Source organism: Mycobacterium simulans (genome assembly GCF_900232995.1).
GTDB classification, from domain to species: domain Bacteria; phylum Actinomycetota; class Actinomycetes; order Mycobacteriales; family Mycobacteriaceae; genus Mycobacterium; species Mycobacterium simulans.
In genome coordinates, this window is record NZ_OCVX01000002.1 from 1 (window position 1) to 11,643 (window position 11,643).

At 61.3% G+C, this 11,643-nt stretch carries 7 protein-coding genes and 5 pseudogenes; 6 read left to right on the forward strand and 6 right to left on the reverse strand.

Features of this window, described 5'->3' with window-relative positions; genetic code table 11:
- Window positions 1–298: 298 nt before the first annotated feature.
- The gene (locus MSIMFI_RS27610; RefSeq protein ID WP_224770020.1) at window positions 299–445 is read left to right on the forward strand and encodes an MbcA/ParS/Xre antitoxin family protein; all 147 of its coding nucleotides are present in this window, start codon (window positions 299–301) and stop codon (window positions 443–445) included.
- Entirely contained in the window at window positions 446–1,000 is a 555-nt protein-coding gene (locus MSIMFI_RS00415) for an RES family NAD+ phosphorylase (protein ID WP_064413224.1), read from the forward strand.
- Window positions 1,001–1,288: 288 nt separating this feature from the next.
- On the opposite strand, the pseudogene MSIMFI_RS29165 reads toward MSIMFI_RS00415, so the two are convergent.
- Window positions 1,289–1,474, reverse strand: a pseudogene (locus MSIMFI_RS29165) (type II toxin-antitoxin system PemK/MazF family toxin); the annotation flags it as partial.
- A gap of 119 nt (window positions 1,475–1,593) precedes the next feature.
- A pseudogene (locus tag MSIMFI_RS29480) lies at window positions 1,594–1,772 on the reverse strand (hypothetical protein); the annotation flags it as partial.
- Window positions 1,773–3,357: 1,585 nt separating this feature from the next.
- On the opposite strand from MSIMFI_RS29480, the gene MSIMFI_RS29485 reads away from it, so the two are divergent.
- A complete protein-coding gene (locus tag MSIMFI_RS29485; RefSeq protein ID WP_396819233.1) occupies window positions 3,358–4,086 on the forward strand; it encodes an AAA family ATPase in 729 nt (242 codons plus the stop codon).
- A gap of 87 nt (window positions 4,087–4,173) precedes the next feature.
- On the opposite strand, the gene MSIMFI_RS00425 is transcribed toward MSIMFI_RS29485, so the two are convergent.
- From MSIMFI_RS00425 to MSIMFI_RS00440, 4 genes and pseudogenes are all read right to left on the reverse strand, one after another.
- A complete protein-coding gene (locus MSIMFI_RS00425) occupies window positions 4,174–4,911 on the reverse strand; it encodes a hypothetical protein (RefSeq protein WP_191495749.1) in 738 nt (245 codons plus the stop codon).
- 208 nt (window positions 4,912–5,119) lie between these two features.
- Window positions 5,120–6,522, reverse strand: a pseudogene (locus tag MSIMFI_RS00430) (hypothetical protein).
- A 76-nt stretch (window positions 6,523–6,598) separates the two neighbouring features.
- The gene (locus MSIMFI_RS00435) at window positions 6,599–6,946 is read right to left on the reverse strand and encodes a helix-turn-helix domain-containing protein (protein ID WP_191495719.1); all 348 of its coding nucleotides are present in this window, start codon (window positions 6,944–6,946) and stop codon (window positions 6,599–6,601) included.
- A pseudogene (locus MSIMFI_RS00440) lies at window positions 6,943–8,050 on the reverse strand (tyrosine-type recombinase/integrase). Before MSIMFI_RS00440 ends, MSIMFI_RS00435 begins: the two are co-directional and overlap by 4 nt.
- A 638-nt stretch (window positions 8,051–8,688) precedes the next feature.
- Between MSIMFI_RS00440 and MSIMFI_RS00445 the strand changes: the two are divergent.
- From MSIMFI_RS00445 to MSIMFI_RS00455, 3 genes and pseudogenes are all read left to right on the forward strand, one after another.
- Window positions 8,689–9,807, forward strand: a complete 1,119-nt coding sequence (locus MSIMFI_RS00445; RefSeq protein ID WP_191495720.1) for a tyrosine-type recombinase/integrase — start codon at window positions 8,689–8,691, stop codon at window positions 9,805–9,807.
- Window positions 9,800–10,162 carry a helix-turn-helix domain-containing protein gene (locus tag MSIMFI_RS00450; RefSeq protein ID WP_191495721.1) on the forward strand — a complete coding sequence of 121 codons (363 nt, stop codon included), beginning with the start codon at window positions 9,800–9,802 and terminating at the stop codon, window positions 10,160–10,162. Before MSIMFI_RS00445 ends, MSIMFI_RS00450 begins: the two co-directional genes overlap by 8 nt.
- A pseudogene (locus tag MSIMFI_RS00455) lies at window positions 10,140–11,598 on the forward strand (Fis family transcriptional regulator). The gene MSIMFI_RS00450 and the pseudogene MSIMFI_RS00455 overlap by 23 nt, the downstream one beginning before the upstream one ends.
- Window positions 11,599–11,643: the final 45 nt, after the last annotated feature.

Sequence of the window (11,643 nt, forward strand, 5' to 3'; positions counted from 1 at the left end):
GGCTGGCGGCGCTAAGAGTGCGTCGAAGAAGGTGGCCGTCAGAGCTCCGGTGAAGAGGGCGCCCACAGCAAAGGCGGCCGTAGTCGGGGCCCGGAAGGGCCGGGTGGCGGCTGATGATCCCTTGTCTGAACAGCGGGTCCTGTACCTCGCGAACGTGTTCTCGCGTGCACAGCTGGCGAAGTTGATTGGCGTCAGCCCATCGCAGACCTCCCGATGGGCATCAGGCGAAGAGCGTCCTGGCCCCGCCGCAGCTCCGGCGCTAATTGATCTAGAACATGTGTATTCGCGCGCGCGCTTGGTGTGGGGTGGCGACTCAGCGCGTATCTGGATGGAAAGCGCTAACGCCTTCCTCGGGGGAGCCCGACCGCTTGATGTTCTAATAACCGAAGGAGCCTCTCGGGTCCTTCAAGCGCTTGACGCAGAGATGTGGGGCGGGGCGGCGTGAGTGCTGGTATATCGCGTCTTTCCCTACCTTGAAGCGGCTCCGCTCGGCGAGCCGGGGCATCCTCTCTATGAACACCGCCCGCAGCGCGGTGGCCGGGCTGACCACCCCGACTATTACGTGTGGTACGTGGCCCGCCAATCCGAAGCCGCGTGCGGCGAGGCGTTCGGCAACCTGTCGCGCTGGATCGACTCAATGTTCGATTTTCCGGCAGTACCCGGTGCACGGAAGACGCTCGGACTGTATGAACTGCCCGACGATCTGCGCATTTGCGACCTTGATGATCCGCACCGCCTAGTAGAGCTAGGGCTTCGACCGACACAGATCGTCACTCGCAACCTGGCAGTCACTTCGGAGTGGGCGCACCGGATCTGGTCGCAGCGTTCTCCTGCCATTGATGACCGAAAATGGCAGGCGGTGCAGTGGTGGTCCTTCCACCGGCCGACTTGGACCGTCATCGCCAGCTGGGAACGGCCCAAGCTCGTCGAACTCGAGCATCTGAACCTCGACCATCCAGCCGTTGTCGCGGCAGCCAAGAGCCTCAACCGCCCTCTATAGACAATCTGGCTCCGGAAGGGATCTGCGACCTACCTGACGCCGCCAAGGGCTTACCGGCGTATTCATCATCGTCGTCAACGAACGAAAACCGTTGGACCGCAGGGTAATACGACGAACTTTTCAGGTAAAGCTGCATATTCGATTCCGGCGTATTGAGCCTCTGCGTAATGCTTTCGACCATCACTCGCCTGCCCCCCGCGCTGTCTTCTAGCCCGTTGAGCCGGAACCCTTCGAAAGCACTCGCCAAAATCCGGCTCGCATTCGCACTAGTTTGCTGATTTGTCGTCCAGAGCAGTCGACCGCGACCATAAAATCACGCAAATGGCGCGCATCCGGGTTTCGGCGAGACGGCCAAGCCGATTCGTCAACACCCTGACCAAGACACTTTCGACCGAGTCCAAATTCGCCGCGGAACGGGTGCGGGATCGGGTCGGAACTTGGGGACGTCACGCACGGCGAACCGCGGATGCTGACATGGGTCACCGGTACAGTTCGACATCGTGGCGGACGATGAAGTCACCGGTCAGGACGGCTCCAGCGGCGGCGCCGATCCGCGCACCATGCTGGGCAGGTTTGCCAATGAGAACGACGAATGGGTGCGCCTGATCGTGCGCCACGTGCTCGATACGGGCGAAGCATTGGGTGCTGGCCAGATTGATGAGGTCTACCGCCACTTCCGACAGGAAAAGGCGCTCGACATACGCACTGAGCCGGCCGTAGCGCCGTTGACGCTCGGCTTCAGCAGCCTGGAAACGGCTGAACCCCTGACTATCGACAAACTGTGTGACGTAACCGGCGTCAACGCGCTCGTGGCAGGGGCAGTCATCGAGCCGCATGAAGCCTTGACCATTCTGTTCGGTGAGAACGGTACCGGCAAAACTGGCTACTCACGAATCTTCAAAGCCCTCGCCGCCAGCCGCACAGCGGACGAGATGATTCTCGGCAACATCGATGCCCCATCGGCTCAATCGCAGTCAGCGACTGTGAACTACCGCCTCGGCGACCATTCCAACACTTTGACCTGGACGGGTGAACGAGGCGTCACTCCGTTCACCCGGATGTCGATCTTCGACAGCCCGTGTGTGAACTTCCACGTCGATGATGACCTCGAATACACTTATGTGCCCGCAGCGCTGGCACTGTTCAACCACGTAATCGCGGGCCTGAAAAACGTCCAAGCGCGGATTGACGAGGCGACCACACAGCTCAGGTCGGGTACACAGACACTGCGTGACCGCTTCCCCAGAGAGTCCAGCATCTACCCACTCATCGAAACATTGGGCGCAGCAACCGATCTCACTTCGCTCCGGGACATGGCCGATTCCGATCCCGACGTTACGCAACGAATCGACGTACTCCGTCAGGCAGTCGCCGCACTTGAGGCCAACACCATAGGCGCCCAGATCACCACCACCGCGCATCTCGTTCGCGTGCTCGCCGAGGCCAAAGGCGCGGCCACCACCCTAACTGCTTTCAACGCCGCCAATTACAACGAGCTATTGCAGCAACGCATCGAACTACGCAGCGACTACCAGCAGTTTCGGGACGAGCTCTTCAGCGCTGCGGGCCTGCCCGCGCCTCCAGAGGAAACATGGCAGGCTTTCATCGCAGCCGGCGAAACCTACCGCGCGCACCTCGTCGATGTTGGTGCCCACGACGGTGACCACTGTTTGTACTGCCGCCAGCCGCTCACCGATGCAGCACGCAGCCTGATCACCAAATACAGTGACTACCTCGCCGACAAGATCAGTGCCGACATCGGCGTAACCGATCAAGCGATCGCCGCCGCAACCCTCGGATTGCGGGAGGCGGCGACATCGGACGTCGCCTCTTTCCTCGCCGAACAAGCCGACGGCGACGCCAGCAGACCGTCGTTCCACGACGCGGTCGCCCAGACATACGCCCTCCTTACGGGGCTCCAGCGGTCCATCAACGCAGCCGAGCCGGCCGCGCTTGACGCACAAAGTCTTGCCGGTCTCGCCACCACCATCGACGAAGCCCACGACGACGCTCAGCGCCGGCTCGCCGCGCTCAAGGGACAAGCCGAGGACCGTGTGACGGCCTTGGCGCAGAAGAAGAAGGAGCGCGACGAGCTCATCGCCGCAGCGGAACTCACACGGTCTTGGCCGACCATCGAGCGACAAGTCAACGACGCCAAGGAAGCTGAGCGGCTCGCGATCCTCGCCAAGGCCATCCCCACATTGAGCCGCGGTGTGACTTCACTGGCCAAGACGGCCAGCGATCAGTTGATCAACCAGAACTTCGAAACACTCTTCCAGGAGGAATGCCAGGCGCTTCGAGCCCCCCAACTCAAGGTAGATTTTATTGGCCGGCAAGGTAAAGCTCAGCGCCGCAAGATGATCGGCGACAAGGTCAAGCCGTCTAAAGTGCTCTCTGAGGGCGAGCAGAAGGTGTTGGCAATGGCCGATTTCCTCGCCGAGGCAAGGTTGGCCGGTATCACGGCCCCAATCATCTTCGACGACCCCGTCTCCAGCCTCGACCACCGGCGAATACGCGAAGTCGCTCAGCGCATCGCGGGCCTCGCCGAAGACCACCAAGTCATCGTGTTCACCCACGACATCTTGCTCGCCACCAACCTGCTCGCGCTGTTCGAGAAGTCTAAGCGATGCACCTACTTCCAAGTCACCGACGAAGCCGGTAAGGGCGAGGTCGCCCACGCCTCCGGACCGCGCTGGGATACCGTGACGAGCATCGCCAAGAGAATCAACGAGAAGATCGCGGCTGCGCAGAAAGAGTCCGGCGAGGCGCGCGCCGCGCTAGTTTGGACCGGTTATAGCTGGATCCGCTCTTGGTGCGAGGTGTTCACCGAGCAGGAGTTACTGCAGGGCGTTACCCAGCGTTACCAGCCCAACGTGCGCATGACAACACTGCCGCAGATCAAAGCCAACGCGCTGCCAGCCGCTATCGCGACAGTGACCAGAATCTTTGAAGATGCCTGCCGGTTCATCGACGGCCATTCCCAGCCTCTTGCCGCCATGTACGTCAGCCCGACACTAAATGGACTTGAGCAGCACTGGCAGGAATTGCAGAATGCCAGACAGGCCTACAAGGACGCGCCCTCCTAACCTGAGGCGGTGGGCAAACGCGTTAGTACACAACGCGATAGCGGCCGCGGGGGGTTTACCGTTGAGGGCCGCGACGTACGGCCGCGGTTACTCCTCGTGGTCATTAATGCTTCCGGCCACCCGCTCCCTCAAGTGGTCGATGTAGTCGGAGCGGATCACTCGGTTACACCGGGGGCGCTTGCCGCCATTGATGTCCTCGACGTACTTGGCCAGCCGTGCCGGGTTCTTCCCGGACCAACCGTGGGCAAGCGCCCATCCCTGCATCGCGTCGCCGTCCATCGGGATGCCGGCATCGTGGAGTCCGAGGAGCACACTCACGACGTCGTCCTTCTCGTAGCCAGCCGCGATTGTGTTGTTGTGGTTGATCGTCAGCGTGAGACTCTTCATCGCCTCGACCACCACAGGGTCTAGCTTCGGCGTGAGGTGCTCCCACTCCGAACCGTCGCCGAGGATATCCGGTCTCATCTGCGTCACCCACGGCCGAATCCGATCGGCGTTCCAAGTGATCACACACAGCCCCCGGATCATGTGACTGCTGAATCGGACTAGCTCGCCGATATCGTCCATGTCCGGCCAGGCCATCAGCACCGGGCCATGGCCACGCACGTATGCGCCGCCTCTGCCGGTCACGTGGTCGACGTCGGAGTGGCGACTGACCAGTCGGTTCAACGCGTCGCAGTTGCGCAGGTTGGCCTTCAGCTTCGTCCAAACGGCGAGGGTGTCGCCCTTCTCCATGTGCGACGTGCACCAGCGGATGGCTTCAGCCACACCGTCGTCGTCATAGCTGGCCACAGCGGTGGGGTAATCCACCTGATCATCGAACATCGACGGCTCCTACTTCATCCCGGGAGTCACCACGTTAGTCACCGGCGCCGACAGAGTATTAGTGAAAACGCCTGGGGAGCGCGCTCGTGTCAAAGTGGCTGGGTTCGACGTTACAAAGGAACACGGGCAGCATTTCTCGGCGACATAGTCCGTCCCTGGCCGTAATGCAGCGAGTCGTTGTTGGCGGTGGATCTAGCCGGCGCAACCACTACGTGACGTATCGGGACCAGGGCCCGGCAACGAGTTCGGCATGTCGCTGGGTTACTTGGTAGCTGTAACCGAGCAGTTCAGCGACAAGGGGAGCCGGGACCTCGGCAACAAGGTTCTGCAGCGCGGAGTTGCGGCCCTGTAGAAGGTTGACGCCTAGTTTTCGTAGTCGCTGCATGATTGATTGCGGGTCGAGGTGCGTACGGGGTAGTGGCCCGGGAATAGCCACGGGTTCGCCACGATGCCGCCTCCCGTGCGGAGGTTCGGCCGGTTGTGGAGGTGGTGGTTGAGCATGTCGGCAAACGGGGCGGGAACTGGAACTGGTTCGGCGCCAAGGGTTATGCGCGTCTCGCGTTGGCTAAGCACGATCGCCGTGGTTTTCAACGCCACGATTCTGGTGAGTGGTTGTGCGTAGAGCAACAGCAGGGTGCCAGCGACTCGGTAGGGCAGCGATTCTGCGTCGTCGGTGAGGAGCTCTTTCAGCCATGCCAGGCGCTGCTCTTGGGTCAGTACTTGGGTGGACTTGGCTTGCCGATGATTGATGAGCACGGCCGTGTTGATCTTGCTCTTCTTGGCCCAGACGAAAAAGGTACGGATCAAATGGCGTGTGGTCGGTCCCGAGGCAAGGTACTGGTCGACGTCTTGTTGGCGGCATGTGCCTGCGGTGCGCTGATGGGTAGCCTCGAGCCAGGTGAGGAACTTGATCGTCTCGGTGATCTCTTGTTTCGCGGAGCGTTTCGGGCCGTCGTTGGCCTGACCGGGTTCGGAGTTGCGGCGCAGCCGGCGCAGGTGGTGCCATGTCGCGAATTGTTCAACGGGCACTCTGACGGCTGGCGATGTGATGTTGTCGAGTTTGGCGGCGAGCCATAGGTCGAAGCGGGCCAGGTGTTCGTCGCGGCGGGGCAGCAAATCGTGGTGTTCGAGCAGGCTACGCAGGTGCGAGATGTGGCGGCCGCGCCCGATCGCGTCGAGGCCTTGATGGGTCAGCGGGATGTCGCCGCGGGCGAGCCCTTTCAGGAGCGCCTGGACTTGGGGTGAGCGTTTCCAGGTGAAGATGCTTTCGGGACGCTCGACGCAACAGAGGATTTCGACGATCGTGGACATGGTTCGCGGGTCTGAGGCGCCGTCGACGATCAAAGCGGTGAGGTCGTCGCGCAGCGCGCAGCGTGCGCACTGTCGGCTCCGATACAGCTCGCCTTCCGTGCCGCAATTTCGGCAGCAGTAGTCCCCGAGGATGCCTGCGCACGTCAGGCACACCTGGCGCTGATCGGTGTGGTTGAGCCGACCCGGCAGTACCCCCTCGTGTGTGCAGTTAGGGCAGATGCCGTGGGTTCGCATGGCGGAGTAGAAGCAGCTGTTGCAGAGTTGGTCGCCGGGCCAGTACACGCGCAAACGGTTGGCCATGCGCTCGCAACGGCTGCAACGTAATCCTCCGTTGGTGACTCGTGGCCGTCCCCGTGTGGTGGATCGCCGGTTGGGTTTAATCGGCATCGCGAATCACACGCGCACGCCGGGGTCGCACTGACTTGTTCAGCTCGACGACGTTGGGGGATGTCACTGCGGTTGATGCGGCGGCCTTCTTGGCGCGCACGTCGGCGGCGGTGACTGCGATGAGGTCTTCGATTCCACAGCTGAAGATGTCACACAGGGCCGCTAGGAGTTGTACCGAAACCCGTTCGGGCCGTTGATGAACCACGCGATACACCTGTGGCCGCGACAGCTCAATCCCGCGCTCAGCCAGGCGGGGGATCAGCTCGGTGCTGTTGTGCATGCCGTGGGCGGCCATGATCTCGGCCAACCGCCAGCTGTAACCGACTTGGCGTTTCATGAAGTCTCCTCGTCAACGAAAGCCAGCGCGTCGTCAATGGTGGCGTCCAGAACGCGGCGCAGAGTGCGAATCCGGTAGTCGCTAGACACGCAGGTATACAGCGAGGTCGTGCTGGCGTGCTCGTGACCCATCTGATGCTGCACAAACATTGGGTCCCAGCCGTCTTCAATCAAATGAGTGGCATACGAACGGCGCAGAGAGTGCAGATTCCAGACCCGGCGAAAATTCCAGAGCGTCGCAATAGCGGCGGAATCGGCGCAACAGAGTGTCTTCGGCGACCAGCGCTCCGCGCTCGCTGGGAAACAGGTCAATCCCGTCATCGAGGTGGGGCTGGCCGTGGACGAGCCAGTCGGTGATCACCTCCGGTGTCCAGTCGAAGACGGTGAGCACGCTACGGCGTTTGGGCGGGGAGCCCTTCTTGGCCTTGCCGTACCGCACGTGGACCAGCCCGTAACGGCCGAACTCACGGGCGTGGGGATTACGCGCGAAGTCCACGATCTGCAGATGCCGTAGCTCGTTGAACCGCAGCCCGTACGAGTAGGCGAGTTTGAACATGACCGTGTCGCGGTAGGCCGGTAGCCAGCCCTTACGTGCCGAGGCGGCGATCAAAGTGACCTTCTCGTCGGCGTAATCGAAGAACTCTTGCAGTTCCTGTTTGGTGAACGCGCGCTTTTCCGGCGACTGTTCGTTGTCTTGGACATGTGCCGCAGTGTTCCAATCGAAGAACACCTGAGCTAGGTGGGTGCTGAAGCGCTGCTCGCACAACCGGTCCCAGCCGTAGTCCGGGTTGCACACGTAGGAACAAAACAGCCGCAGCGCGTTTTGGTACCCGCGGATCGTGGAGTGCCTGCGCCTCTGGATTGAGCGCAGGTCGCTGAAGAACTCCTCAACCATTGCCGGCGTCCATGTCCACGGGAACTCATTGGTGTAGGAGAGGAACCGCTCGACAAGCCGGATCCTTTGGTCGATCGTGTCGTGCGCGAGATTGCGGCACAGTTGCTGGTTGCGCCAACCCTCAAGCATCTCGGCAACCGTCTGAGCCTCCGGATGCAGCAGCGGGACCGAGCCCACAACGTAGAAGCGGCCACTGTTGTCGACGGGCAAAGGAGCCTCCGAGGCTGTCTCATCTAATGAATCAATGAATCATCTGATGAATCAATACCACATCACAGCAGGTCAACGTGACCCATCCGAAACGGTGCGTTGTGCGTATCGCGGCGCGGCGCCCTGGCGTGATCGTCCCAATCCACCGCCAAACGCCCCAAACCCGTTGCGCCACCGCATTGTTGCCCCTCAGCAAGACTGTGCACTACTGCATGAAGCAGGAGGGGCCGTTGATTCATCTGTTGCAATATGCGGGAGTTTACTTGACATAATGTCGCTTATCGGTAAAGAACCACTGCGAGTTGCATTAGATGAAAGTGCTCGCACCTCTTGACGATTGGCCGATATGAGCACGTCACAATGCTAATCTCGGTTCCCGCGCCGTCCCGGCCTGCAACCTCACTTGTGCCATCCGCCCAGGTTGGCGTACAGTTCAATCACTTAATGAATGATTCGGGTGTTAGGTGAAAGCTTGAACGTGCCCCAGCCAGGTCGCCCGGTGGCCGGCGATCGACTACCCACGTTCCCTGCCGCTGCACCACCAGCAATACGTCACAGTGACGAATTTACCTGCGGCGCATGGCTATTGATACGATGCGTTGAGTCAATGACCGACCAGGCTCTAGGTGGCCGCCGGCATGGTTGAGGAACTGCCCGGCTTCATTCCACATGTTCTGCGCCGCGATGACGTTTCCCTGCTTCGAGCTGACGAGACGGTGTTCAACGCGATGGTCGATGGATGGCGAGCGCAAATGCTTGCACGCGGCCTGGCGGTGGATACGATCAAGGGCCGGTGCGGCGTCGTGTCTCGGTTCGTCGAATTCACCAACGACTATCCCTGGCAGTGGCGCCCGCTAGATCTTGACCAGTTTCTGGCGGACCTGCGGTCCCAGGAGACGCCGATCGCATTTTCGACGCTACGGTCATACAGCAACGCGATATCGATGTTCTGTAGTTATGTCAGTGACGGCCGATACGGTTGGGTTGCGTTCTGCGAGAAGCAGTTCGCAGATGTTCCGTCGCAAATTTGCTTCGAGTGGAATACGCCGCAACACACCGTTGATGATGCCGTTCCACCACGACGGCGGGCGTTCAGCAAGGCTGAGTTACAGCACATGTTCGATGTCATCGATGACTTCGTCGACGACGCACACCGCACTGGTTCCAAGCGCTGGCTGACCGCCTTACGTGACTCGATCGCATTCAAGATCGGATATGCGTACGGGCTTCGGCGCCGTGAGCTGGTGATGTTGGACTTGACCGACTTCGGGCCCAATCCGCACGTCCCACGCTACGGCAACTACGGCGCACTTACGGTGCGGTGGGCCAAAGGCACCAAAGGCTCTGGACCGCGCCGACGCACGGTTCTCACGTCTCCGGAATTCTCTTGGGCTGTCGACCTTTTGCAGTATTGGTGCACCGAAGGACGGAAACTGTTCAGTACGGCCGACCGCTCCCCCGCTCTGTGGCCCAGCGAGCGCGGCGGCAGATTGACGCTCAACGCGCTGGGGCGGTCCTTCACCGCCTTTCGCCAGCGGGCTGGCCTGCCACCTGAGTTGAGCCTGCACGCACTACGACACTCCTTCACTACGCATCTGCTCGAGGCCGGTTACGACCCATTGTTCGTCCAGCAGCAGCTCGGACATTCCTATGCGTCTACGACCTCGCTCTATACGTCGGTGTCATCAGACTTCAAACAGCGGGTGGTTCAACAAATGATCACGCGACGACTCCGGATGGAGGACTCCGGTGGCTGAGCAGCGACGTATCGGCTTTCATTGGCATCTACGGCGAGTGATGGCGGCGCACAATTTATGGAAGTCCACGGAGTTGCGGCCGCTGCTGCGCTCACGGGGCATCAATCTTTCCGATGCGCAGGTCTACCGCCTGGTGACCGGTGAACCACAACGGATTCCGTCGCGGACCTTTGCCGCGCTCTGTGACATCTTCGGCTGCACACCCAACGACCTCTTCGAGCCATACGTTGAGATGCAGGCAGCGGCGACGGCGAATGCACCGCACCCGCGGGACCTGGGAGTAACGCCGGGCAACCCGGTTGCCAAACGGATTCGCATCGTGCAGGACGACGGTGGCACGACCCCGCAAACCTGACGACCCCCAGCGCTGGCCAATCGCATGCGCCAGATGCCACAGCCACTACGAATTGGTAGCCACCTGGCCCGACGGATCCATCTGCGGCTACTGCTACCAAGCCGCCAAACGCATGACCGGGATCTGCGCCTGCGGCCACCAAGGCGTGCTGCCCGGTCTCATTGATGACCGCCCGGCATGCCGGCGCTGTAGTGGCGTCAAGCTCAATGTCGACTGCGTCGGTTGCGGAGCGGAAGCCGAACTCTATAGCGGTGGACGATGCCAACGGTGCGTGCTCGGCGAGACGGCGCAGTGGTTGCTCACTGACCACGAGACCGGCCTGATCGCGCCGCAGCTGCAAGTCATTGTCGGTGCGCTCACCGCGATGCACCGGCCTAACAGTGGGCTGGTGTGGATTCGTCAACCCCACGTCCAGTGTGTTCTGCGTGAGTTGGCCCGCCACCCCGTCCTTACCCACGAGGTGTTTGACCAACTACCTGCCGGCCGGACGACAGACTACATGCGCAGCCTGCTCGTCGAGCACGGCGTGCTTCCGTCACGTGACGAGAAGCTGGCGAGGTTCCAGTCCTGGGCGGTCACGGCTCGACAGCGCATCACCACCGACGAGCACCGAAAACTGGTCGTCCGGTTTCATACGCTGGAGTCTGGAGAAGCGACTCCGATCGATGAGCCCGGTCACCGACTCGGCGTTCCTACGGGCCAAACAAGCCGTCACCGTCACGATCGATTTTTGCAATTGGCTGACCGCCGAGCACAACTTGAGCGTCGAACAGCTGACCCAGGCCCACCTCGATTTGTGGCAGTCAAGCGGACCCACGACCCGCGAGCACATCTTGCGTTTCATCCGATGGGCCATCAAGACCAAGCTCATCGCTTCGGACCTCGAAGTGACACCGCACTGCCGCGGAACCGCACCGAGGATGCCGATCGCAGAGCAGAACGCCGTCATCGAACAGGTCGCCCACCAGCAGATGCTGCATCCCCGCGACCGGCTCGCCGCGATCCTGGTGATCGTCTTCGCCCAACGCGCTGAAGACGTCGCGGCCTTGACATGGAATCAAATATCGATCACTGCCGATATGGTCACGATCGATCTCGCAGGCGTGCCGATTCATCTCCCACCCCCTCTCGATGAACCCGTTCGTGCGCTAGCCGCAAGCAACTACAATGGCCAGACCGCAGCTCATCGCGACTCGCCCTGGGTATTTCGCGGTTACACGCCCGGCAGGCATGTGTCGCCGACGCACCTCCGTAACCACCTCCGGCCCGTTCTGGCCGCGCTTGAAGCCCGCTTAGGCACTCTCAACGAACTGACGCAGACCACCCCGATCGCAATTCTCGCCGAAACGCTCGGATATCGCCCGCAGACGTTAGAAGCCCACGCCCGAGCGTCCGCATCAACCTACGCGCGGTATGTAGCTACTCGACTTGACTGACGCGCCCGCTATCGCATCCCTCAAGAGCGTGCCGGCATGTTCATA

Coding starts and splice junctions, on each gene's coding strand:
- MSIMFI_RS00435 (WP_191495719.1), bottom strand. CDS start 6,946: ATGAAACGCCAAGTCGGTTACAGCTGGCGGTTGGCCGAGATCATGGCC.
- MSIMFI_RS00445 (WP_191495720.1), top strand. CDS start 8,689: ATGGTTGAGGAACTGCCCGGCTTCATTCCACATGTTCTGCGCCGCGAT.
- MSIMFI_RS00425 (WP_191495749.1), bottom strand. CDS start 4,911: ATGTTCGATGATCAGGTGGATTACCCCACCGCTGTGGCCAGCTATGAC.
- MSIMFI_RS29485 (WP_396819233.1), top strand. CDS start 3,358: ATGATCGGCGACAAGGTCAAGCCGTCTAAAGTGCTCTCTGAGGGCGAG.